This is a genomic window from Paenibacillus spongiae (assembly GCF_024734895.1).
In the GTDB taxonomy this organism is placed as follows: Bacteria; Bacillota; Bacilli; order Paenibacillales; family Paenibacillaceae; genus Paenibacillus_Z; species Paenibacillus_Z spongiae.
This window is the reverse complement of sequence record NZ_CP091430.1, coordinates 5,857,008-5,882,103: the sequence shown is the minus strand read 5'-3', so window position 1 is coordinate 5,882,103 and position 25,096 is coordinate 5,857,008. Positions and strand designations below refer to the sequence as shown.

The following is a 25,096-nucleotide window of genomic DNA, read 5'->3' as shown; positions in this document are numbered from 1 at the left end:
GTTACGCAGTCGATGGTAACGGGCTTATACTTGATTCATGCAAGTGACAGCGTTTACACACATGGGGGGATTGAACATGCACCACACGAGTCTGAAGCGATATCTTATATTCGCCGCAGCGGCTATGCTCCTCTTTATGACGGCATGCAGCAGTACGGCGAATAACAAAGACGCGACTAACAAGGCAAACAGCTTGAACAGTCAAGGAACTGGAAATACCGGAGAACAGACAGCCGCAGCCGATCCGCTTGGCAAATATGAGACTCCGATTGAAGTGACAACCGTAAGGTATCTGCCACCATCCATCAAATTCGAGAAGGGCGACAGCATTGACAGCAACATCTGGTACCGCTCCTATGAAGAGGAGCTTGGCATTAAGCTGATCAATAAATGGAGCGTTCCACAGACCCAGTGGCAGCAAAAAATGAATGTCACCATCGCATCCGGCGACATTCCGGATATTCTGTCGGTGACGGCCAATGAGCTGAAGCGTCTGGTCGACGCCGATATGGTCGAGGACATGACGGACGTGTTCGAGAAATATGCTTCGGATAAGACAAAGAAGATCATTAACAACGATGGCGGCAATGGGATGAAAGCCTCTACCTTCGAAGGCAAGCTGCTTGCGCTTCCGGGCGTCAGCTTCACGGGTACCGGAGCGCAGATGCTGTGGATCAGGCAGGATTGGCTGAAGAAGCTTAATTTGCCGGAGCCCAAGACGATGGAGGACGTATACAAAATCGCCGAGGCTTTTGCCAATCAAGATCCGGACGGCAACAACCAGAAGGACACGATCGGGCTGGGCGGAATCAACAAGGACATGAACTCCTTAATGGGCTTCTTCGAGAGCTTCCATGCGTATCCGGGCCGCTGGATCAAGGATGATTCCGGCCAGCTCGTCTCCGGTGACATACAGCCGGGACTCAAGCCGGCGCTGCAGAAGCTGCAGGAAATGTTCAAAGCAGGTCTCATCGATCCGGAGTTTGCCGTCAAGGATCAAGCGAAAGCTTACGAGCTGATTGCCTCCAACAAAGCGGGCATGTTCTACTCCGGCGAGGGTGCTGTATGGTGGCCGCTTACAGATCATTACAAGAAGGAAAAATCGGATTGGAAGCCGTATCCGCTGATTTCCTTCGATGACCAGCCAGCAAGCACATCAGGCGGCATTCCGGTCGGGAACTATTATGTCGTCCGCAAGGGCTTCGAGCATCCGGAGGCTCTCGTGAAGCTGCTTAATTTTGCGGTAGAGAAGCAGTATGGCCCGGAAGGACGTCTGGATGCTTATTGGTACGGCGGGGAAAACAAAGAAATTAATGTATCCGCATTCGCGGCCGTCATCATCAGCGATCCGCTGGAGCTGATCAATATTCACCGGGGCGTTCAAGAATCCGTCGATGCCGGGAAGTATATCGATAATCCAATTGCCGATGTTAAGCATCACTATGACCTCTACCAAATGTGGTTGTCGGGCAAGTTTGCAGACAGCAACGAGGAAGGGCAAGCCTGGTCTTCCTATAAATGGGCTGGACCCGGAGGCGGCATGAATGTCGTCAGTGACTATGTGAAGGATAACAGGTACTTGGTTGATGAATATACGGGACCGAGCACGCCGACAATGACGGCCAAGAAAAGCACGCTCGATAAGATGAAGCTGGAAATGTTCACGAAGATTATTATGGGACAGTCGGATATAAGCGCGTTCGATACGTTTATGGCCGATTGGAAGAAATTTGGCGGCGACGCGATTACCGCTGAGGTCAACGAGTGGTATAAGGCGAAGCAATAGACTTGAGAATGGAGAGGAAGCGGGTCTTAGATTTGCTCGCTTCCTTCTTTGCTCCATCCGCATAGAAAGGAATGATGACGGTGCAAGCGGCGACCGTTAAAAGTAGATCTTGGAAGAGGCGTCTCCCTCTGCATCTGATGCTGGTGCCCGGCATCGTATTGTTGATCATGTTCCATTATATCCCGATGGCCGGAATCGTCATTGCCTTCCAGAATTTCATCCCCGCCAAAGGCTTCTTCGATTCCAAGTGGGTAGGATGGGAGAACTTCGAATTGATGCTTCAAATGCCTGGGATTGGCCAGGTGTTATGGAACACGATCTATATTGCTTTTCTGAAAATCATCTTCGGTCAAATTGCACCGATTGCAGCGGCACTGCTGCTGAATGAAGTTCGGAAATCATTCATCAAGCGGTCGGTACAGACCCTAATATATTTGCCGCATTTTCTCTCATGGGTCATTCTCGGCGGGATATTGATCGATATTCTCTCTCCATCGCATGGTTTGCTCAATGAAGTGTTGGGCTGGTTCGGGATGAAGCCGTTATTTTTTCTCGGCAATGATAAGCTGTTTCCTTATGTGCTGGTCGTTACGGACGTGTGGAAGGAATTCGGGTTCGGTACGATCGTTTATCTGGCTGCGCTGACCAGCATCAATCCGACCTTGTATGAAGCAGCCGTAATGGATGGGGCTGGGAGATGGAAGCAGACGGTTCATGTGACACTGCCGGGCATGCTGCCGATCATTGTACTGCTGGCGACTTTGGGACTTGGCGGGGTGCTAAATGCGGGCTTCGACCAAGTGTTCAATTTATATAATCCGCTTGTCTATCGGACTGGGGATATTCTGGACACCTTCGTCTATCGGCTTGGTCTTATCGACGCTCAGTATGCGGTTGCGACAGCTGTCGGCCTGTTCAAATCGGTAGTCTCCTTGATTTTTGTAGGAGCATCGTATTGGCTGGCTTATCGATTAGCCGGTTACCGTATTTTCTAAGGAAAGGAAAGGCCGCAATGGACATCCATATTTCACTTGGACGGAAAATCTTTCTTGTATGCAATAATATAGTTTTGATCGCCTTGGCTGTGGTTTGTTTGCTTCCTCTCATCAACATACTTGCCATATCCTTTAGCTCCAGCTCGGCGGCAACGGCGGGTGCGGTCAAGCTGTGGCCGGTTGATTTCACGCTGAGCTCCTATAAATATGCGCTCTCCAAGCCGGAATTTCTGCAATCGCTTCTCGTCTCGATTGAGCGGGTTGTCCTGGGAACGTTCATCAGTTTGGCAGTGGTCATTATCTCGGCGTATCCGCTGTCGAAGGAGCGGACGGAGTTTCCGATGCGCACCTTCTATGTATGGTTCTTCTTTGTGACGATCCTGTTCAGCGGGGGATTAATTCCGACTTACATGGTTATACGAAACTACCATATGCTCGACACGATCTGGGCGCTCGTGCTTCCAGGCGCCGTAGCGGTGTTCAATATCGTGCTGCTGCTCAATTTCTTTCGCGGTACGCCGAAGGAAATTCAGGAGGCTGCGCTTGTGGACGGCTGTACCCATTGGAAGCTATTGTGGAAAATCATGGTTCCGATATCGATGCCCGCACTGGCGACCATTCTGCTGTTTACCTGCGTAGGTCAGTGGAACTCCTGGTTCGACGGGCTGATCTATATGAACTCGCCGACGAATTATCCGCTGCAGACCTACCTGCAGACGCTTGTAGTCAGTACGGAGCTATTCACCGCAGCTGGAAATCTGACCGCGGAAGATATGAAGGCCTTGGCAGAGGTATCCGACCGTACAACGAAAGCTTCGCAAATTTTCTTGGCCGCGCTGCCTGTGCTCGTGCTTTATCCTTTTCTGCAAAAATATTTCATGAAGGGGATCGTACTGGGCAGCGTGAAAGGCTAGTCAGTCAGACCAGCTGTACGCAAGAAGGATAACACAAACCAGATCGACCAGATCGAGAACAAGAGGTGCAATAGATGAAACTTTCATTGGATCAATATAAGCGCAAATTACGGGGATGTTGGATTGGCAAAAACGTTGGCGGCACACTCGGAGCGCCGTTCGAATGCAAACGAGGCGTGCTTGATGTATCCTACTATACGCATGATCTATCTTTAGGGGTTCTGCCTAATGACGACCTGGATCTGCAATTGGTATGGTTAAATGCGGTGGAGAAATACGGCAAGGCGGTCAACTCCAGAATCCTGGGTGAATATTGGCTGTCTTATATCACGCCGAACTGGGCGGAATACGGCGCAGGCAAAAACAACATGCGAATGGGAATCGTGCCTCCGCTCTCCGGATATGTGAACAATAAATTCCGCGACAGCAACGGAGCGTATATCCGTTCGGAGATATGGGCTTGTCTGGCCCCCGGCCATCCGGATATCGCGGTGAAATATGCTTTCGAGGATGCGGTCGTCGATCATAGCCACGAGGGCGTGTATGCCGAAGTGTTCTTCGCGGCCATCCAAAGCGCTGCTTTCGTGGAGAGCGACACGTTTACTTTAATTGAAATCGGACTCTCGTATCTTCCGGAAGATTGCGGAGCAGCGAAAGCGGTGCGGATGGTCATGGAATGCTACCGTTCAGGGCTGAACTGGCAGGAAGCGCGTATCCGGCTGCTGACAGAATTGCCGGGCAGCTTCGGCATTATCGGGATGGCTCCCGAACAGCTCACGGATGAAGTGCCCGTGGGGGATATGGGCTGGGATGCGCCAAGCAATGTCGGGATTACGATCATAGGCTGGCTGTACGGAGAAGGCGACTTCGGCAAAAGTATTTGCATCGCGAATAATTGCGGCGAAGACACGGATTGTACGGCTGCAACAGTCGGCGCCATTATGGGCATCATCGGCGAGACAGAGAGTATACCCCCGGAATGGCTGGAACCGATCGGAGACGAAATAAAGACATTATGCATCAGCTTGACCGATCAGGGCGTGAGAATTCCGAAGACGGTGACGGAGCTGACGGATCGCATCCTGAAGGTGACGCCGATTTTCCTGGGAAGCGAATATTGTGATTATGTTCATTCGGAGCGCGGGTACACGATAGAGACTAAAGAATATCAGGATCTTTATAATCATCCGGTCCGAGTGAACTGTTGGGTATATCGGGAAAAATCCGATTTGCTCAATCAAAGCCCATTCATGGTCCATTACGACTTTCAGATCTTTTCCGTCTATCTGGATTATCTGAGTGATCCATACGTGTCGGAGGCGCAGCCGAGGCGGTTCCGCCTGATCCTGGACAACCAGCTGTTCATGCAGCAGTGGTTAAACGTCAAGTGGCATTTACCCGAAGGGTGGACGTTGTCTCCCGGACAGAACATCAGCGTACCGCTGGAGCAGTACCATTGCAACGTCGGCTATACCGAGCTTTTCTTCGAGTTGACGCCTCTTGCTTTGAAGGAACCAAGGTATGATTTGATCATCGAGATTACTTCGGCCGGAAGGCCGACGAAAGGGCTTGTTCCCATCGTATTGCTGAATGTGCCGGTGGCTGCCGGAGAAACGATATCCGCTGCTGAGGATCGTTCGAAGGCGCCAGCGGCCCACATGATTCGATCCATTATTTAGGTTCAGGAGTACATGAAATTATAAAGGTTCAATAACGACAGCTTGTTGTCGTTATTGAACCTTTTTCATGATCAGCAATTCCGTCATTTTCGTATCGGATTATGGTGTCGAATAATGATAGATAATGATGAATGATAGAAAATATTATGTTAATTTGTTGAAATTGATCTAATTAAATATACATTAATAGGTAAATAGTAATATAATAACTAGAACTTTGTCGATATACTAAATTTCCAATTTAACTACCTGACTGGAGTAATGGATCAAAGATTCAAGGCAAAGTATATAGCGAGTTTTATCGTAAATATGCCAATCGACACTAGGGAATGAGAGGGATCGGCTTTTATGTGCGGATTCCATGGAAGGATAATGATGTAAAAATAACCGGAAGAATAGAATTAAAATATTGTTTTAATATACCAATTATTATAATATGTATACGTAATGGTGATAGTTTCGTATAAAGGCGGTGATTCATAGTATATTCTGCTTTTCGATGATCTTAATCCCGTTAAAGAATTCTTAAAGAGATCACATGAAGCGGTCAGAATGATGATGCAGGGAAAATGCAGGTAATGGAGGTTATTCAGTATGAAACGACATGTTAAGGTAACATCAGGAGCGCTTGCTCTGGCTCTGCTGCTTCAAATCGTGTTCAGTTCTGTAACCGCTTTCGCGGGGGCTTACGAGCCTGACTTAAAGCAATCCGGCAATGTGTTCAACGCACAGGAATTTTTCCCGAATCTTATCATTAATGATTTCAACACGGCGGCGGATGTTGCGACATGGCAGAAGGGCGCTAATACGAAATCGGTCAACTATGCGACCAGCATTCTGAACGGGCCGGGGGGCCCTTACGAAGGCGATGGTACATTGGAGCAAATACCGGAGAAAGTGAAGGTGTATCAATGGAGAACGATTTATCGCGACTTCTCCGCACCGCTTGATTTATCCGGCCAACGGTACCTCGCATTCGCAGCGAATTCCTGGGGATGGCAGCCTGTAGACTATATGTTTAAGGTGCGTCTATACAGCGGAGAGGACGTATATGAATCGGTCGCGAAGATTTCAAATGACCGTTGGAATCGCGTATTTATCGACATTTCCGGCTGGGCGCAGCGCGGTGCCGTCACGAAGATGGAGCTGTCGTTCATGCAGAACTTCGATCTGGCGGGAATCGCGCCCGGAGCGCCCGGCTATGACAGCTGGGACGGCAGGTTCCAGATCGATTACATTATTGCTACCAACACGCTGGACATGAGATTCTCGCGTGACGGGGATGCGGAAGGCTTCACCGCCAGCCAAGGCTCAGTGAACGCTTCGGGCGGCAAGGCAACCTTCGGCATCGGAGGCGCAGGCGATTACATCGAATCTCCGGTCATTCAGATCGACGCGGGTATCCGGAACGGGATGTCGGTTGCTCTGGACAATATGACTTCCGGCTCCAAGGTGAAGCTGGCCTGGATTACCGAAGAGGACCCGACATGGGACGATGCGAAGACGAAGCTGTTCGACCTTGCGCCGAACGCAAACGCGCAGACGGTCGACTTCAATATGTGGGACAAGGCGAACTGGTCGGGAACGATCAAGCAGTTCCGCATTCTGGCTCCGGCCGATAGCGGCTCGATCGTAATTGACGAAATCCGCTTCAAGAATTTCCCGCCGGCCGAGGTTCCTTATGACGGCGCCATTACAGCACAGATCAACGACAGCGGCAGCATAACAATCAACGGCTCGGTGAAGCCGGAGTATGCAGCGGAGCATAGCGAAGACGATCTTGTGCTCTTCGAGCTGCCTACTTATGCGGATGCCGGCAATCTGACAGGGCTTACGCCGCTTGCGGAGCAGGATATTGCGGCGGAATTCTCCTTTGACGTCAGCCTGAAGGACGGCAGCCATAACCGGCTCTATTCCAAGTTTGCCGTCGCGTCCCGCAACGGGGCGGGCGAGCTTAAGCTGATGGATGCGCCCCAGTATATTACGAATGCCGAGAAGCTGGCGCCAAACCGGGAGCCGTATCCGGAAGCGAAGAGCATTAAGGGGCTTCAGGTACAGATGACGGACGACGCGGAAGAGCTCGGCGTCAGCCATGCGGCTATTAACGTCTCGTACAACGGCATGCTGTATCTGGCCAACACCAATCCGGGCAATACCATTCCGTATGTGGTGGACGGCGAGACCTTCTATTTCAAGAAGGACTATGTCAGCCATCTGGATTCGCAAATCAAGAGCTTGTCCGACAACGATACGATCGTCAATTTGATTCTGCTCATGTATCGGGACTTGTCGGCGAATACGCCCAATTCGCATCTCATTCACCCCGATTCCCAGCCGGGCGGTATCGTATATGCGCTGAATACGCAGAACGAGATGGGCGTCAAATACGTCAAGGCGGTCACGACCTTCCTTGCGGATCGCTATTCGCAGCCGGATGAAGCCTATGGCCGCGCGGTCGGATTCATTGTCGGCAACGAGGTCGGGCAGAACCAGGTCTGGAACAATATGGGGCCGAAGACGGTCAACAAATATGTGCGGGAATACGCACAGACGCTGCGGCTGGTCGACACCATCGTGAAGAGCCGCTATGCGAATGCGCGGTCTTACATTTCCCTCGACCATTTCTGGAATGAAGAACTCCCTTCGGATGCGCTCTGGAAGTACGACAATAAAGTCATTGTCGATATGCTGAACAAGCTGGCGCAAGCAGAGGGCGACTTCTCTTGGAACATGGCCTTCCATCCGTATCCGGAGAATCTGTTCGATGCGAGATTCTGGAATGACCAGACGCCTACGAACGATTTCAACACGGTACGGATCACGTTTAAGAATCTGCAGGTGCTCGTGCAATACTTACAGCAGCAGGATTTTCTGTATGAAGGGAACATGCGCCGGATCATTCTGTCCGAGCAGGGCTTGAACAGCATGACGGACTCCCAGGCGGATCAGCGTATCCAGGCGGCTGCCTATGCGTACGCCTACTATAAAATCAAATTCCTCGACGGCATCGATTCGTTCATCCTGCACCGTCACGTCGACCATGAGCAGGAAGGAGGCTTGAATCTGGGGCTGTGGACAGCCGTCAAGAACAGCATTAGTTCGCCGAATGCGCACAAGCTGGTTTACGATGTGTTCAAATACATCGATACGGACAAATCGCTGGAAACTACCGATTTCGCCAAGTCGGTCATCGGGATCGCGAATTGGGAGGACGTTATCCCTGGATTCGATCCGTCGGCCCTGGCCGATCGGGATTTGCCGTCGCAAAGCGGCGTGTCCTTCATAACGGAGGCCAACAATCCTCTGCTGGTGGAGGGCTTCGAGAATGGAGCAGGCGCATGGCACGCTGCGGATAATGCAAGCTCCATCGCGGTTGCGGATCAGGATGCTTTCAAGGGCACCCGTGCGCTTAAGATCAATTTCAGCGACTACTCCGCCTTGAATTGGAAGGGAGCGGACGTGCGGTTCCCTGAGCCTGTCGACGCGGCTCAATCGCCGAATTTGACGTTCGCCATGAAGCTGCCAGGTGCGGATGCGAGCAAAACCTACTATGGCAAAGTGAAAGTATACAGCGGAAAGAACATAACGGAAGGCACGGTGCTTCTTGATCCGCAGGGCTGGAATCACATTGCATTGAATCTGGCGGATTGGAGCGGAGTAACCTCGATCGACCGGATTAAGGTATGGGTCAGCTCGCCGGTTACGCAGCCGTGGACAGGCTCGTTCCTGCTCGATGAGATCGGCTTCCATGAATCGGTTGTTGTGGACGGCACCAAAGGAAACATCGATATCGTTACGAAGCTGCTGTCGCCGGAATTGAAAGTAGGCGCGCAGGTCGAGGTGACCGTTACGAACCGCGGCAGCCAGACGCTGGATGGTGAGGTAGCCGTCTCGGGCAAAGGTCATCTTGGATTCGATTCCTCCGCTCTTCAAGTAAGCGGCATTCAAGCCGGGGAGAGCCGGAAGTTCGTGCTCACGGTTACTTCCTACACGCCTCCGTCCTCGGGAGCGATCTCGGCTGCCTTCTCCTATGGAGGCTGGACGGTCGAGAAGGTGCTGGGTACCGTCAAAGAAACGGGCGAGGGAAGCATTCCGGAGAACGAGAAGCTGCTCTTCAACTTCGAAGGGTCCACGCAAGGGTGGACGGCGAAGACGAATTTAGTCACCCCGACGGTCGTCGAATCGTTCCCGAACGGGCCGACGAAGCCGATGCTGGGCAGCTATGCGCTGAATGCCAGATCCGTCGTTGTAGCGGCTACGGCCTGGAAGACGTTCGAGGTAGCGCCGGCAACGCCGATTGATCTGAGCGCGGCCGACCAGTTCTTCTATCACATTAACTCGTATGGCGGCGTTCCTAACGCAACCTATGAGACGAAGGTTACGTTGTACAGCGGCAGCGAAAGCATCACAACAACGGTTCCGATGGGTTCGGACAAGTGGAACCGGATCAGCTTGAGCGTTGCGGATTGGGCTCATAACGCTCAGGTAACCCGCATCGAAATCTCCTTCCGGGCAGTCGGCAACAGCTTGGCGTGGAATCCGGAGATCCAGCTGGATTATATCGGATACACCAAGGCGGCTCCGAAGAAGGTCCTAAGCTTGAGGACGGAGCAGAAATATGCCGTACTGAAGCCGAATCAGCCGATCGCGATGAAGGTCTATGCACTCTATGAAGACGGCAAGGAGAAGGAAATCAGCGGCGATGCAGGCACAGTGTATCAGAGCAGCAATACCAATGTCGTAGGCGTTGCGGGGCAAGCTCTCCAGACCGGCAGCGTTGAAGGGACTTCCGTCGTAACGGTTGCCTATGGCGGCCAGCAGGCGAAATTCCTGACCGTGGTGGATAAGAGCGACCTGAAGTCGATCATTCCATCAGCCTTCAATGTGCAGCTGAAGCCGAATGCTTCGGCAACGCTTCAATTGCAGGCGGTGTTTATGGACGGCACCAGACAGGACGTAACCGATTATGCGGACTGGACGTCGAACGTGCCGAAGCTGGCTACGGTTCAAGGAAGCACGATTACGGCCGTAAAAGTAGGCAATGTCATCATCACGGTGAGATTTGCAGATAAAGCAAATTATATTATGGTCAATATCAAGTCCTGAAGCAGGTTCATCAGGAAGCGGTTGAATTATTTGTCTTTAGATAGAACGCAGCTCCTGTAAATAGAAGAAGTGTGCAGCCGAGATCGGCGTGCACACTTCTTTTTTTTCAATCGTGGATCATCGAATTCATCGGGTGGCGGGAAAAAAGGACCGGCTTGATGAGGCTACTTTAAGTTTTCCTCGCAAGGATTGGAAAGATCCTTCTCTTCAATCAGAAGCAGGAATAGATCGAGAAGCTGCTTTCGCTGCTCCGGCGATAGATTCTCAATTAACTTCTCCGCAATCTTGGCTTGCTGTTCAAGAGCCTGATTAATATTGGCTTCCGCCAATTCTGTAAGCTGAAGCAAGGTGGCCCGGCGATCCGTGGGATCGGGAATCCGGACAAGAAGGCGATCCTTCTCTAGGGCATCGACAAAATCGGTGACGGTACGGGCTGCGACTCCTAGTCTTGCCGCCAGTTCGCTCATGCGGATCTGGCCCGCTTCCGATACGATGGACAGCAGGCGAAGGCGGGGGCCCGATAATTGGAAGGGCATGTCGAGAGAAGAGATTTGCGCCGTAAATTCTCTTTGGATATATTGCGTCGCCCGGACCATGACGTGAATCACATCGATCGCTAAAGGATTGTCTGAGGGGGTGATCATAGGTTCTTGGCTCCTTTGTAAATCATGTCGGATGATTTCATTCAACCTCAAACCGGAAAGCTTAATTATCCATTATACCGGGATTGGTTCCTTAAAGCCACTTCAGGCTTCGATATGCACGTCTTTTCAGGCGATTGGCAGCAATATAAAAAAGACCGAAACCTGACTGTTGACACCCGAGAAATTAGTGTGTATCCTCAGTATTATAAATTAGTGAGTAACTTCAATATATGAATACTCATTATATTTATAGGCAGATAAACTCTAGCGGCGCCAAATAGAGTGTTAATTGCGAACGATTGAAAGGGAGGGGGAACAATAGTGAACATTCCTACGATTAAACATCCGGACAAACTGCTGCGCGTACTGGTCTTTGCCTTGATATTCTCGGTGATGAACGGCACGATGTTCAACGTTGCTCTTCCGGTTATCGGCAAGGAGTTCAGCCTCATGCCATCACAGGTGAGCTGGATCATGACCAGCTACATGGTCATCTATGCGGTCGGTTCGGTTGTCTACGGGAAGCTTGCGGATCGCTACCGTCTCAAGGATTTGCTGACCATCGGACTTCTTGTGTTCGCGGTCGGCTCGATTGTGGGTATGCTTGCTTCCGATTATTGGATGATTATTCTCGGGCGGGTGCTGCAGGCAGCGGGTGCCGCGGTTCTTCCCGCAACGGCGATGATTATTCCCGTTCGTTATTTCCCGCCGGAGAAGAGGGGCAGAGCATTGGGTACGTCCGCTGTCGGACTTGCTCTCGGCGGCGCTCTGGGACCGGTCGTTGCGGGGCTGATCGCAAGTTTCGGCAGCTGGAGGTTATTGTTCCTCTTCTCTTTGCTGTCCTTGGTCACACTGCCTTTTTTCCGCAAGTATTTGGATAACGACAGAGGGACAGCCGGACATCTCGATCTTATTGGCGGCCTATTGCTTGCCGGGACGGTCGCGTTCGTGCTGCTTGCCATTACGCAGAGCAATTGGCTGTTATTCGCGGCAGGGCTGGTTGTGCTCGTTCTCTTTATCGCCAGGATCCGCTCGGTATCCAATCCGTTCGTTCAGCCGGGTATATTTCGGAATCGAAGCTATTCGGTCGGGTTATTGATTGCATTCATTACGACGGCGATGAATTTCGGCGTAACGTTCATGACACCGCAATACTTGGCCGCATTGAACGGGTTGTCACCGGGAAGCATCGGACTCGTGCTGTTTCCGGCAGCTATCGCTTCTGCCATTATGGGCCGAAGGGGAGGCAAGCTGGCAGACGATAAGGGCAATTCCTTCCTCTTATTTACGGCGTCGTTCCTGATGCTCCTTTGCTTTGCTCTGATCTCCACCTTGATCGGAGCATCGCCTTACATCATTGCGGTTATCTTGATCGCCGGCAACGTCGGACAAACCTTCATGCAAATCACCATGTCCAACACGCTGTCGCGGACGTTAAGCAAGGACCAGGTCGGAGTCGGGATGGGATTGTTCTCGATGGTGAATTTTATCTCGGGCGCGATTTCCATGAGTTTCATCGGCAAGCTGCTGGATAACGAGCTGACCACTATTCGTCTCAACCCGCTTGTAACCAATGAGGCAGCTTATATTTACAGCAACATATTTTTAGTGATGTGCGTCCTGACGATTGCAATTGCAGGACTGTATCGCCTGCAGTTTGGAGCAGTCCTGTCCAAAGCGGCTGAGCCCAAGGCGGATAAAGGATAAACATTCGAGAGATGGAGGCAATGTCGTGGCCATTCTGACGATTATTCTTCAGAGCTTATTATTGTTCGCTTTTACATTCAGCGGATTAAGCAAGATTGCCGGTGCGAAGATGCAGGTTGAGGTATTCGATCACATCAGGCTGCCGCAATGGTTCAGAGTATTTACCGGCTTCGCTCAATTGGCGGGAGCGGCCGGATTGCTCGCGGGTTATTGGGATAAAGGCTTCCTCGCGCTTGGCGCACTATGGATCGGTTGTATTATGTTCGGCGCCGTATTATCCCATGTACGAGTAGGGGATCCATTGAAGCAGATGTTCGCTCCCTTACTATTGATGATTTTGTCGCTGACGTTAATGTTCATGTATTTATCCGATCTTTTCGAGCTTTTCTAAAAAACATTCATAAGTAATGGGAGCTAATTAACCATGAGTACCGTTCTATTTATTAAAGCTAACAATCGTCCCATTGAACAATCCGTAAGTGTGCAGCTGTATGATGCATTTTATAGAACCTATACAGAAGCGCATCCGCAGGATGCGGTCATCGAAGTGGATTTGTTCAACGAACGGCTTCCTTATTTCGACGCACAGATGTTGAATGGAATCTTCAAATCCGCGCAAGGAATGGAGCTCTCTCCTCAAGAGAGCGAGCTGCTCGGGATTGCGGACAAGCATCTGGACCGGTTCTTGAGCGCCGACAAGATCGTATTCGCGTTTCCGCTGTGGAATCTAACCGTACCTGCCGTCCTGCACACTTATATCGACTATTTGAGCCGCGCAGGAAAAACATTCCGGTATACCCCGCAAGGGCCTGTCGGTTTGGCCGGCGATAAGAAAGTGGCGCTGCTGTGCGCAAGAGGCGGCGATTACTCCCAAGAACCTGCGGCATCCGCCGAAATGGCCGTCAATTACGTCGCCAAGAATTTGCGGCTGTACGGCGTTACCGACATCACGACCGTTGTTATCGAGGGGCATAATCAGTACCCGGACAAGCGGGAGAGCCTCATCGAAGAAGGGCTTCAGAAAGCGGTTCAAGCCGCGGCTATATTCTAAATGAGAAGAGGGCAACCTAAGTGACGAAAACTTAGGCTGCCCTTTTTTTGAATGCTTCTCGATGAATCATTAGAAATCCATATGCCCCATTTTGCCGGATTGAAAATCTTGGAACGCCTCTATAATTTCTTCGCGGCTGTTCATGACGAATGGACCATGCTGGTAGATCGGTTCATCGATTGGTTCTCCGCTTAGAATGAAAACAAGCGTATCGTCGGTTTTTCCTTCAATAACGATATTGCCATCCGTATTCTCGAATAGAACAAAGTCTCCTTCATTAGCCGCCTTCGCGTTGTTGATCAAAGCCGAGCCCCGCAGCACCACGGCCGCCGTGTTGAAGCCCGACGGAAGCTTGAAGTCCGCTTTGCCTTGTGCCTTGAATGCGATGTCGAACATATGAATCGGCGTAAAGGTTTGTGCCGGACCTCGAACACCGTTGTACTCGCCTGCAATAATACGGACGGTACCGCCGTTATCCGGCAGCTCGGCTCTGCCCATCTGCTCGCTCAGCAGCTCCTGGTATTTAGGCGGGTGCATTTTGTCCGCGCGGGGCAAGTTGACCCACAATTGAATCATGTGAAACAGTCCGCCTCGTTTGGAGAATTCCCGCTCATGGTATTCTTTATGCAGCAGTCCTGATCCCGCCGTCATCCATTGCACGTCCCCTGGACCGATAATACCGTGGTTGCCATGGTTGTCGTTATGCTCGATATAGCCGTCGTATGCCAGCGTAACCGTCTCGAACCCCCGGTGCGGATGCGCTCCGACGCCTCTTACCTCCTGGCTTGGAGGGAATTTGTACGGCGCGTTGTAGTCCATTAAGATGAAGGGGCTGAACCGCTGTTGGAAGTTGTTGCCCGAAGGGAAATAGTTGGATACCCGGAACCCGTCTCCTACCATATGAAAAGGAGCGCCTCTGTAGATGCCTTGGATTTTACGTTCAGTTGTCATGTTCATGAACTCCTTTGCCTAATTGTTTTAGCAATGCAATAGCTTCTTGCTTTTGGCTGTTCGTAAGACCGCTCATCGCCTTGTGAATGCTTGCCGAGTGTGTGGGGAATATTCGCTCGAACAGCTCTCTGCCTTCGTTCGTCAATTCCGCATGGACGACCCGGCGATCCTCCGTACACGGTATCCGCCTCAGCAGGCTTTTCTGCTCAAGCTTGTCGACATTATAGGTCATCGTTCCGCTTGTAATCAGAATCTTCCCGCCGATTTGCTGGATCGGGAATTTCCCTTTATTGTACAGCACATCCATAATCCCGAACTCGGAAGCGGATAAGCCATAGCTCTTGATATCCTGGAGCGCCCGGTCGATTACGCTTTTGTACGCTTTCGACAAAACCACCATGAGCTTAAGCGATAGCTGTTCTTCATCCGTTATAGAAAGGGGTGTTTCGAAGTCGTTCTTGTTATCGGTGTCGATGGTCGGTCACCTCCTTGATATAATTCTTGAAATCAATAATCTTAAATTAAAGATAAATGATTATGTGCTGATTGTCAAGCGCTGCTCATATGGCAAGCTGGAATGTGGGCGGTAGCACAAACAAGTTAACGTTCATCTGCCGGTCTATATCGATATTCACACGGTATGTGTCGGAAAGCTAACGGACATAGGTTCCGTTAAATACAGCATTCAAGCGGTAGTGCGAACGTTGCGGACATGAGGTCCATTATGTAAGCAGAAACATCTTCTAATCTATGATTCTGAAACATATAACGGAACTGATGTCCGCAAGCGCAACAAATTTAACCTTTCTCAACGAATAGCGAATCCTATGTCCGTTACCGTAACGATAACGTAGTCGAAGCTTAGCTGGTGAGCCACGCTAAGCTGCTGCCATTACTTTACTTGTGCCAGTCGGAGAAAAGTTCTTTCCTATCCGGAAGCCGCAGGATATAATATGTTTTTGGTTGTCAATATTTTCCTGACGGAGAGGGTGGAATTCGGATGGATAACAATCTGGTGCGTGTGAGAGTGACGGGGATTTATATCGAGAATGGTGCCATTCTGTTGGTGAAGCAGCGCGTCAATTCGGAACGCAGCTGGTCGCTTCCGGGAGGGAAGCTGGAGCGGGGAGAATCGCTGGAGGACGGGATAGCCAGAGAAATGAAGGAAGAAACCGGACTCGACATGAAGGTAAGCAAGCTTCTATATGTATGCGATTTGCCGGAAGCGGATCCTTCCGTCGTTCATATTACCTTTCTGCTAGAACGGATATCAGGCCGGTTAACCATGCCGACGAATGCCCATGAGACGACCCCGATCCATGATCTCAGGATGGTGCCGGTCCGGGATCTGGCCGCTTATGGATTCTCGGATAAATTTATCGAGCTTGCAGACAGCGGCTTCCCCGGGGCGGGAAGCTATCTAGGCCATAAGCGTAATATTGGATTATAAGCGGGTCGCTAACATGTCTTACGGAATGGGATATTTGTCTGGGGTCATTGGGACTGTACTCTTTATATCTTTTTATGTTATATCGTTTTCAACGGGATAAGTTTTCCGCGCCGGAAATGGATGTTCATTAGCGTCTTGAACCCGGACAAATGGGAGGGATGTTCATGCAGGAGCTTGTTGGCCGGTGCAAGCAATGCGGCAAGGACATTTACTGCAACGATGGCTTCATTAACGGCGTTGTGCAGGAAGATCAAACGCTGTTATGCTTCGATTGCTCCGCCGATCATGAAGACGAGGAAGCTCCTTGAGTCATCGATGACTCAAGGAGCTTTTTTATTCTCCTATGGAGCGTTCACTTGGCATAATTTCACTCGTTTTGTGAATGAGACCCCTTCGTTGCTTCGAGGTAAGCGATTCGGAATACCTACATTTTTGAACGTATTCGCCTATGTTCGACACATATCGCTATCCTTTATGGTAGAGATGTGACAAAATAATCCAAGCAGAGTGGAGGGAATTTGTGAAGGAACGCAAGAAATGGATTGACGTTGCCCGCGGACTAAGCATAATTCTGGTGGTCATGGGGCATGCGGGAAACGATGTGATCAACCATTATTTAGGCTGGCTGCGTATCCCGCTGTTCTTCCTGGTTAGCGGGCTGCTGTTCAAGGGTGTGGCTGCAGATGCCTACCTGCCGTGGGCGTGGAAAAGAATCAAATTTTTCATGATTCCGTATTTCGCCTATGGAATCTGCATTGCCGTTCTCGTCGCGGTACGGCTACGGGATCCGATGTCCATTCCGAACGATATGCTGCTGCTCATCTATGGCGGTACTGTATTAGGCGGATGGTACGGAGTATTTTGGTTCATTACGTGCCTGCTGCTGGTGCATCTCCTGATGGGCTTCTTGTCCAGGTATGCGTTCAGCGTACAATGGAAAATCATCGTCGCATGTTACGCGGTGGCCCATCTGGTCAGCATGACACCCGCATCCCAATGGGACATCCCATGGAATGCCGATGTTGCGCTTATGGCCATCGTATTCTTCTTTATCGGGTACACCTACAAATCCGTTCTGCAGAACTGGCTGGAGAAAGCAACGCTATTCGTGCCCGCGGCCGTCATTTGGCTGACCGCGATTGTGCTGAATGTGACGGGTGTATGGTACTTCCGGATCGATATGAAACTCAAAGTGTACACGCAGCCGGTTCTGGATGTTCTTGTGCCGATTGCATGCGTGCTCGTGGTGCTGCAGGTATGCTACTGGATCTCCCGCTCTCCGGCAACGAACGCGTTGGCTTTCCTGGGAACAGTCACCATTACCATTATGTACTTGCACATTCCGGTTAATATCACGCTGACCTACGGACTGGGGTTAGAATATGGAACCGCGGTTTATACCGTGGCGGGTGTGCTGATTCCGCTTGCTATGGCCTGGGTCATGTCCAGATCGGCCATACTAACCCGAATATTCCTGGGACCGCAGGGCTTTGGAAGAAAGGCTCAGACTCCACCGAAACAAGCGAAAGCGGCCTAAGGGCGTAAATATGCGGCGTGTAACTGCTTGACGATGGCCGACCGTATACAGGATAAGGATAGAGCGAACCTTTAAACGTTTCTCTATCCTTCCCGAATCCGTGATCCGCTAAGGGCTGACCGGTGTTATCATCTTATGATGAAACACTGGCAGCTCTTCTTTTTTGTGGTAGGAAAGTCCTTCCCGTTTATTGTACGATAGAACAGTGACTGAAAGCCGCTAACGAACGTCGTCATCGCGTATGAACCAAAACCGGTCGGCAGAAGAGGACAACAGACCCTTCCCGGCGGGCGGTCTATGGCAGGTAAGGATGAAGGAATAACCGGGAAGCTGATCGGAAGGAGACATTCCGCATGATCATAAGAAATATGGAAGCAGCCGACTGCAGGGGAATTCTTGAGCTTGCTTCCGGATGGTGGGGAAGCGAATATTCTAGCGATATGTTCTCGAAATGGTACATCGCCCACTTCCGGGAAACCTGTCTGCTGGCCGAGGAAAACGGCAGGATGATTGGCTTCGTGATGGGATTCTTATCGCAAACGTATCCGGATGAGGCCTACATCCGAATCGTAATGGTAGATCCGGCCTATCGCGGAAAGGGCATAGGGCGGGCGCTGTATCATGCATTCTTCGAACGGGCCCTTGCCATGAAGAGGTCTGTGATTCGATGCGTTACGGCTCCATGGAAAAAAGAATCGATCGCGTTCCATACCCGGCTTGGATTCATTCTCGAGCCGCAGGATCAAGAAGTCGATGGCATTCCCGTATGTATGGATTACGACGGCCGCGGCGGCAGCCGGGTCGTATTCAAGAAGCTGCTTCATGCAGAATAACGAAAGGGCGGCTATCATAGCTCCTGATATGGTATAATAAACAGTCTCTTTCCGGTTCGATGTTCGCTCGAAAGATGCGCGGATCGCGAACCTTCAACAGATGTCGGAGGAAACGATTATGAAGCCTAGGCTGCTTGCTATAGCGGGAATGCTCTTCGCGCTGTTTACCATGGCGGGGTGTGCAAAGGGAACCGCTCATGTCACCATACATCTGGACGGGAGCATCGACGCGGCCGCGAAGATCAGCTTGGATGCGCGTGCGCAGAAGCTGGTCGGAACGAAAGTGGAGGACGCCCTTGAGAACAAGGTAAGAGAGCTGGGGTACGAGTTCAAGAAGAAGGCAACCGCGGAAGCCTTGGAATATCAAATTCAGCGGAGGTTTGCTTCCATCCATGAACTCAGGGAAGCGTTCGGCAATTGGGACGGGAGAGATCTTGTTGTGGAGAAGGAGGCCGGCTTCTTCTATACCCGATATGCGATAACAGGCCAGATCGATACGGGATTAAAGGCGGACGGGCTGTTGAAGTACATCGGGGACTTGAACGTATCGGACGGACTAGCGAGACTGTTCCTTGAGCGGCTCACGTTTGATTTGAAATTAACGCTGCCTCTGAATGTGTTCGGTGAGCATAATGCGGACGAAGCCGATGGGAGAACGCTCACGTGGCATGTTCCCCTAACGGAACCCAAGCCGGTCCAGCTTGAGGTCTACGCACCTAACGTGAAGACGGTCCTCATCGTCGGAGGCTCTGGAATTGCCATCATCGCGGCGGGTGTTTACCTCGTGATTCGAAGAATGAAAAAGAGAAAGACATCGGTCTGATTTAGGGCTGTCAGGATGAAGATCCTGGCAGCCCTATTTCATTTTTATGGATCGAAGCGGATATTTGTGGGTATATATCCATAAGTTAATGGAAGAAATTTTTAAGCGGCCGATGCGCCGCGTGCTTAATATGCTTGCTGCAAACAGGCGGACTTTGCGGGCGGCGATTTTGCAGATTTATGTCAGCTTTTTTTGAAGCGATTCTATAGAAACGGGTGATATAATAATGGCACAGACAAGTATTATTTTGCGCATTGAGCTGGACCATCGGGTCGTCAGCTTCGGCGATGTAGCGGCAACGATCGCCCGTGCGGGCGGAGACATTATTTCGATCGACGTTATACGGCCGGGCAAGGATTCCTCCGTACGCGATATTACAGTCGACGTTGCCGAAACGGCAGAAGCGAGCATTGTAGATTCCATCAAAGCGCAAGCCGGAATCAAGCTCGTGAATGTATCGGACCGGGCCTTCCTGGCTCACCTGGGCGGCAAGATCGAGGTTCAACCGAAGCTCCCGATCAAGAATCGCGATGACTTATCCCGCGTCTATACGCCTGGCGTAGCCAAAGTGTGTACCGCTATCCATGAGAATCCGATGAAAGCCTACTCCCTGACGATCAAACGAAACACGGTCGCGGTCGTAACCGACGGCACTGCCGTGCTCGGCTTGGGCGATGTCGGTCCCTATGCGGCGGCTCCCGTCATGGAAGGGAAGGCGATGCTGTTCAAGCAGCTGGCCGGCGTGGACGCATTCCCGATTTGCTTGGATACGACCGATACCGAGGAGATTATCCGCACGATCAAGGCGATCGGCCCGATCTTCGGAGGAATCAATCTGGAGGATATCAGTGCGCCGCGCTGCTTCGAGATTGAGAGCCGATTAGCGAACGAGATGGACGTTCCGGTCTTCCACGACGATCAGCACGGTACGGCCGTCGTTGTCATAGCAGGGCTGCTCAATGCGCTGAAGGTAACAGGCAAACGGGTCGAGCATGTCCGGGTCGTCGTCAACGGCATCGGCGCTGCAGGTGTTTCCATTTGCAAAATGCTGCTGAATGCCGGCGTAACCCGGCTGGTTCCCGTGGATCGTCACGGCGCGATTGTCAGAGGCGGCCAATACGAGCACCCGATGTGGCAGTGGCTGGCGGATCAGCCGCAGGTGGAGGCAGCGGCCGGCACCTTGCAGGAGGTTATCGCAGGTGCGGATGTCTTTATCGGCGTTTCGCGCGGGAAGCTAATGAAAGCCGACGATATTAAGCGGATGGCCCACGATCCGATCGTATTCGCCATGGCGAATCCCGAGCCCGAGATTTCCCCGGAAGAGGCACTGCCGCATGCCGCTGTATTCGCGACGGGCCGGAGCGATTATGCGAACCAAATCAACAATGTGCTGGTGTTTCCGGGAATATTCAGAGGCGTTCTGGACTGCCGGGCGAGAACAATTAACGAACCGATGAAGCTGGCGGCTTCCCGGGCCATTGCTAATGTGATATCCGAGAAGGAACTGAACAACTATTACATCGTACCGAGCATTTTCAACGAAATGGTGGTCGCCAATGTGCGCAGGGCCGTCATCGAAACGGCCATTCTAACCGGCGTGGCGCGCAGAACTCCGCCTGAGTTCAGCTGACCATTGTCCGGCAGGGGGAAAAGGGGAATTGTAGATGGCTATTGCCGATTCAGTATTGATAAGCGAGTTATTATTTCCGAATATTACGGAATCGCCGCATGATCTGGAGCAGCGATATCCGAAGCGGATGCTGGGGAAGGACGCGTTCGTGACGCGTTTCGCGCCGAGCCCGACAGGCTTCCTCCACATTGGGGGACTGTTCGCGGCTATGATTTCCATGCATCTGGCTAAACAATCCGGCGGTCTGTGCTATTTGCGGATCGAGGATACGGACAAGAAACGGGAGGTTGAGGGCGGGATTTCCGGCATCACGGAATCGCTGCGCGATTTCGGCATCGTCTTCGAGGAAGGCGTAACCGGAGCGGGGGAGGAGCGCGGCGAATACGGGCCGTACCGTCAGAGCCAGCGGGAAGCGATCTATCATGTGTTCGCCAAGGAGCTTGTGCGCAGAGGTCTAGCTTACCCGTGCTTCTGCACGGAATCGGAGCTGGAGGCTGCCCGCCTCCGCCAGGAAGCGCAGAAGCTTAGACCCGGCTGCTACAAGGAATGGGCCTTTCATCGCGATCTGCCATTCGCTGAAGTGAAGGAACGGATCGCATCGGGACAGTCTCATGTTCTGCGCCTGAGATCGGAAGGAAGCCATGAGCGTCATGTAACGTTTGTCGATGGCGTCAAAGGCTTGGTGACTTTATCCGAGAACGATATGGATATCGTTCTTCTGAAGTCGGATGGCATGCCGACCTATCACTTTGCCCATGTTGTCGACGATCACTTGATGCGGACGACTCACGTCATTCGCGGGGATGAGTGGCTGTCATCGGCTCCAATCCATCTGCAATTATTCGAGGCGCTGGGGTTGGAGGCCCCTATTTATTCCCATATTGCTCCGATCCTGAAGCAGGACGGCGCCTCCAAGCGGAAGCTCAGCAAGAGGAAGGATCCTGAAGCGGCCGTCAGCTATTTCAAGGCGCAGGGCTTCCCGGCCGAAGCGATACTCGAATATATGCTGGGCTTGGCGAATTGGACGTATGAAGACTGGCGAAGAGAGCATCCCCAGGAAGAGCGGTCAAGTTTTCGATTGGAATTGGACAAGATGGGGAGCAGCGGAGCGCTCTTCGACAGGGTGAAGATCGAAGATATTAGCAAGCAGGTCATTGCCCGCATGGATGCCGGCGAAGTTTACTCCCATGTCCTGGTCTGGGCCAAGGAATTCGATGCCGGGCTGGCTGGACGCTTGGAGAACGATCCTATCTACGCCAAGGCCATCCTGGCGATCGGGAGAGGGGCGGCCAATGCGCGCAAAGATATTGCGATGTGGTCCGATGTGCCCTCATATATGGAATACTTCTACGAGGAAGACTCTCCTGCCGTGGCGGCTGCGGATGTTCCGGCGTCGATCTCTCCGGAGGATGCCGATCGGCTAATCGCTGGCTATATTGGCCTATACCGTCATGACGCCGACAGAGATGAATGGTTCGCCGCTATTCAACAGCTGTCGGAGCAGCACGGCTATGCCGGCGAGATGAAGCGGTATAAGAAGGAGCCTGCCGCTTATAAAGGGCATGTGGGCGATGTCAGTCTCCTGCTGCGCTTAACGATTACGGGGCGTGCCCGAACGCCGGACTTGTACGATGTTATGCAGGTCATGGGACCTGAGCGGGTTATGTCGAGGTTGAAAGCACGCAAGGATTGGGTATAAGCTTGTCAGGAGACAAATGCAAGCCTGATCCTTAAATAATACGGTCATCGGCGGTAACGCCTATCAGTCCAATTACGAGCAAACACTTGTCGTGATTGGACTTTTTTGCTTGGCCTCATCTTAGGAGCGGACATCTAAAGCAGCGCAAATCTTTCTCGGAAGGCTGGTTTTTCCTTCGTTCTCTCCTGTGCTGCGGCCCTTCCTTCTCTTGACAAGTCCAGAATTGATTTAGACCTAAGTCCAGTAATCGACTGAACCTGAGACCATTCTTACCAACTTGCCTTCCCCGGTATACTGAGACAAAACATGCAGGGAGGCACCATGCAATGAGTGAAGAAGCGGTATTGCAGCTTCGGAATGTAACGAAGAAAATTGGCGGGCGCACGATCGTCGACAATTTGTCGCTGGATGTTCATCGGGGGGAGGTTTACGGATTTCTCGGACCGAACGGGGCTGGAAAAACGACGACGATCCGTATGATCGTCGGCCTGATCTCCATGACGAAGGGCGAAGCGCTCATCAAAGGGGTATCGGTGCGCAAGCACTTTGAGCTTGCGATGACGCATGTCGGGGCGATTGTCGAGAACCCGGAGATGTATAAATTTCTGAGCGGTTATCAGAATCTGGTCCTATGCGCGAGAAGGCATGTCGGCGTTACCAAGGAGCGGATCAACGAAGTCGTGAAGCTTGTCGGGCTGGAGAAACGCATCAATGAGAAGGTAAAACGGTATTCGCTCGGCATGAGGCAGCGGCTTGGCGTGGCGCAGGCGCTGCTTCACAGGCCGTCCGTACTGATCTTCGACGAGCCGACGAACGGGCTTGATCCGGCCGGCATACGCGAACTTCGCGATTATATACGCAATCTGGCGCAGCAGGAAGGGATCGCGGTAATCGTATCCTCGCACCTGCTGTCGGAGATGGAATTGATGTGCGACCGTGTGGCCATCATTCAAGCCGGCAAGCTTATCGATGTGAGGACCATGAGCGAATTGAAGAATGCGGTCGGCAATCAGCAGATCATTGTCGAGGTGGAGAATCCGGAGCAAACGATGGAATACCTGTCAACGGCGCTGCCTGAACTGGCGGTCTCCGTGCGTGACGGGAAACTGGAAGTTGCCGCAGGGCGAGAGCGGATACCGGAGCTGAACCGGACGCTGGTCTATGCCGACATCGACGTATACAGCATCCGGGCGGCGAATCTGTCGCTTGAGGATCAATTCTTGGAAATAACGAGGGGGGAGCAAGTTGTCTAGTCTTAGCATGCTCGTTCGCAACGAGAATACGAAAATCTATCGCCGCCCGCGCACATGGGCCATGGTCGGCATCCTCATCATGGCGCTGGCGCTTATGGCGGGACTTATGAAGTGGGACGAACCCTCCCGGGACTCCTCCGGCAATTGGAAGCAGGAGCTGGCGCAGGCCAATGAGCATACGCGGCAAAGCTTGACGGAGGAGGCTGACAGGCTCAGCCCCGATATGATAGAAGCGATGGAAGAAAACATTCTGCTCAATGAATATGCGATTGAGCATGATATTAATCCGCGCGAGAATACCATGTGGGATATCGTGAATGCATCCTCCTATATGATCATACTCGTCACGCTGCTGACGGTCGTTATCGCGGCCGATATGTTCGCGGCTGAATTCTCCTGGGGAACGATCAAGCTGCTGCTGGTCGGTCCGGCGTCCAGGACGAAGGTTCTAGTAAGTAAATATATTTCGTCGCTGTTGTTCGCTTTGTTCCTCCTTGTGCTGAATTTCATTGTGGCACTCGCACTGGGGGCAGGACTGGAAGGGTTTGACGGATTGTCGAAGCCGCTTCTTACCATCGGAGCGGATGGTGCCGTCCACGAAGGATCGATGTTGATCGACAGCCTGCAGCGTTACGGATATGCCGTCGTCCAGCTGGTCATGTATGTGACCATGGCGTTCATGATATCGGCATCCTTCCGCAGCTCCGCGATGGCAATCGCCTTCTCGCTGCTGTTCATACTGGCGGGCAATACGCTTGTCGGAATTTTGTCGAGATACGAGTGGGTCAAATATCTGATGTTCGCCAATGTCGACTTGAGCCAGTATGCAGGAGGCTCGCCGATCCGGCCGGAGATGACGCTCACATTCTCAATCGGCATCTTGGCCGCTTATTATGCGCTATTCCACTTCATTGCCTGGATCATGTTTACGAAACGGGATGTTGCGGGATAAACGAAGTTTGGATCAAGCCGGAGCATCCACCTAAATGTGGGCGAGCCGGCTTGTTCTATTTTCACCTCTCAACAAGCCAAGAACCC

General features: G+C 51.8%; 20 protein-coding genes. 17 read left to right on the top strand and 3 right to left on the bottom strand.

Features of this window, described 5'->3' with window-relative positions:
- Positions 1-76 precede the first annotated feature (76 nt).
- The 5 genes from L1F29_RS26540 (at position 77) to L1F29_RS26520 (ending at position 10,480) form a co-directional block, all read left to right on the top strand.
- Positions 77-1,786, top strand: coding sequence for an extracellular solute-binding protein (locus L1F29_RS26540; RefSeq protein WP_258385039.1), 1,710 nt, complete (start codon positions 77-79; stop codon positions 1,784-1,786).
- A 71-nt stretch (positions 1,787-1,857) separates the two neighbouring features.
- Positions 1,858-2,781, top strand: coding sequence for an ABC transporter permease (locus tag L1F29_RS26535; protein WP_258385038.1), 924 nt, complete (start codon positions 1,858-1,860; stop codon positions 2,779-2,781).
- Between the two features lie 17 nt (positions 2,782-2,798).
- Positions 2,799-3,695, top strand: a complete 897-nt coding sequence (locus L1F29_RS26530; RefSeq protein WP_258385037.1) for a carbohydrate ABC transporter permease — start codon at positions 2,799-2,801, stop codon at positions 3,693-3,695.
- 74 nt (positions 3,696-3,769) lie between these two features.
- On the top strand, positions 3,770-5,374 hold the full coding sequence (locus L1F29_RS26525) for an ADP-ribosylglycohydrolase family protein (RefSeq protein WP_258385036.1): 1,605 nt from the start codon (positions 3,770-3,772) through the stop codon (positions 5,372-5,374).
- 594 nt (positions 5,375-5,968) lie between these two features.
- On the top strand, positions 5,969-10,480 hold the full coding sequence (locus L1F29_RS26520) for a DUF5722 domain-containing protein (RefSeq protein ID WP_258385035.1): 4,512 nt from the start codon (positions 5,969-5,971) through the stop codon (positions 10,478-10,480).
- A 164-nt stretch (positions 10,481-10,644) separates the two neighbouring features.
- Here the strand turns inward: L1F29_RS26520 and L1F29_RS26515 are convergent, their stop codons facing one another.
- The gene (locus L1F29_RS26515) at positions 10,645-11,124 is read right to left on the bottom strand and encodes a MarR family winged helix-turn-helix transcriptional regulator (protein ID WP_258385034.1); all 480 of its coding nucleotides are present in this window, start codon (positions 11,122-11,124) and stop codon (positions 10,645-10,647) included.
- A 318-nt stretch (positions 11,125-11,442) separates the two neighbouring features.
- On the opposite strand from L1F29_RS26515, the gene L1F29_RS26510 reads away from it, so the two are divergent.
- From L1F29_RS26510 to L1F29_RS26500, 3 genes are read left to right on the top strand one after another with little or no spacing between them, the layout of a single operon-like run.
- The gene (locus tag L1F29_RS26510) at positions 11,443-12,831 is read left to right on the top strand and encodes an MFS transporter (protein WP_373876566.1); all 1,389 of its coding nucleotides are present in this window, start codon (positions 11,443-11,445) and stop codon (positions 12,829-12,831) included.
- A 25-nt stretch (positions 12,832-12,856) separates the two neighbouring features.
- Positions 12,857-13,222 (top strand): DoxX family protein, encoded by a 366-nt coding sequence (locus L1F29_RS26505; RefSeq protein ID WP_258385032.1) that lies wholly within the window; start codon positions 12,857-12,859, stop codon positions 13,220-13,222.
- A 33-nt stretch (positions 13,223-13,255) separates the two neighbouring features.
- On the top strand, positions 13,256-13,882 hold the full coding sequence (locus tag L1F29_RS26500; protein WP_258385031.1) for an FMN-dependent NADH-azoreductase: 627 nt from the start codon (positions 13,256-13,258) through the stop codon (positions 13,880-13,882).
- A gap of 69 nt (positions 13,883-13,951) precedes the next feature.
- Here L1F29_RS26500 and L1F29_RS26495 read toward each other — a convergent pair whose 3' ends face one another.
- Both L1F29_RS26495 and L1F29_RS26490 read right to left on the bottom strand, forming a co-directional pair.
- Positions 13,952-14,833 carry a pirin family protein gene (locus L1F29_RS26495; RefSeq protein ID WP_258385030.1) on the bottom strand — a complete coding sequence of 294 codons (882 nt, stop codon included), beginning with the start codon at positions 14,831-14,833 and terminating at the stop codon, positions 13,952-13,954.
- Positions 14,823-15,233 carry a MarR family winged helix-turn-helix transcriptional regulator gene (locus L1F29_RS26490; protein WP_258385029.1) on the bottom strand — a complete coding sequence of 137 codons (411 nt, stop codon included), beginning with the start codon at positions 15,231-15,233 and terminating at the stop codon, positions 14,823-14,825. Before L1F29_RS26490 ends, L1F29_RS26495 begins: the two co-directional genes overlap by 11 nt.
- Positions 15,234-15,833: 600 nt before the next feature.
- On the opposite strand from L1F29_RS26490, the gene L1F29_RS26485 reads away from it, so the two are divergent.
- The 9 genes from L1F29_RS26485 (at position 15,834) to L1F29_RS26445 (ending at position 25,010) form a co-directional block, all read left to right on the top strand.
- Entirely contained in the window at positions 15,834-16,283 is a 450-nt protein-coding gene (locus tag L1F29_RS26485) for an NUDIX domain-containing protein (protein ID WP_258385028.1), read from the top strand.
- A 164-nt stretch (positions 16,284-16,447) separates the two neighbouring features.
- Positions 16,448-16,591, top strand: a complete 144-nt coding sequence (locus L1F29_RS26480; RefSeq protein ID WP_258385027.1) for a hypothetical protein — start codon at positions 16,448-16,450, stop codon at positions 16,589-16,591.
- A 212-nt stretch (positions 16,592-16,803) separates the two neighbouring features.
- Entirely contained in the window at positions 16,804-17,820 is a 1,017-nt protein-coding gene (locus tag L1F29_RS26475) for an acyltransferase family protein (RefSeq protein ID WP_258385026.1), read from the top strand.
- 353 nt (positions 17,821-18,173) lie between these two features.
- Positions 18,174-18,653 (top strand): GNAT family N-acetyltransferase, encoded by a 480-nt coding sequence (locus L1F29_RS26470; protein ID WP_258385025.1) that lies wholly within the window; start codon positions 18,174-18,176, stop codon positions 18,651-18,653.
- A gap of 118 nt (positions 18,654-18,771) precedes the next feature.
- A complete protein-coding gene (locus L1F29_RS26465; RefSeq protein WP_258385024.1) occupies positions 18,772-19,476 on the top strand; it encodes a hypothetical protein in 705 nt (234 codons plus the stop codon).
- Positions 19,477-19,702: 226 nt separating this feature from the next.
- The gene (locus L1F29_RS26460; RefSeq protein ID WP_258385023.1) at positions 19,703-21,106 is read left to right on the top strand and encodes an NAD-dependent malic enzyme; all 1,404 of its coding nucleotides are present in this window, start codon (positions 19,703-19,705) and stop codon (positions 21,104-21,106) included.
- A 34-nt stretch (positions 21,107-21,140) separates the two neighbouring features.
- On the top strand, positions 21,141-22,805 hold the full coding sequence (gltX, locus tag L1F29_RS26455; protein WP_258385022.1) for a glutamate--tRNA ligase: 1,665 nt from the start codon (positions 21,141-21,143) through the stop codon (positions 22,803-22,805).
- Positions 22,806-23,131: 326 nt separating this feature from the next.
- Positions 23,132-24,058: an ABC transporter ATP-binding protein gene (locus L1F29_RS26450; RefSeq protein ID WP_258385021.1), complete on the top strand. Its 927-nt coding sequence runs from the start codon at positions 23,132-23,134 to the stop codon at positions 24,056-24,058.
- Positions 24,051-25,010 (top strand): ABC transporter permease, encoded by a 960-nt coding sequence (locus tag L1F29_RS26445; RefSeq protein WP_258385020.1) that lies wholly within the window; start codon positions 24,051-24,053, stop codon positions 25,008-25,010. Before L1F29_RS26450 ends, L1F29_RS26445 begins: the two co-directional genes overlap by 8 nt.
- Positions 25,011-25,096 lie beyond the last annotated feature (86 nt).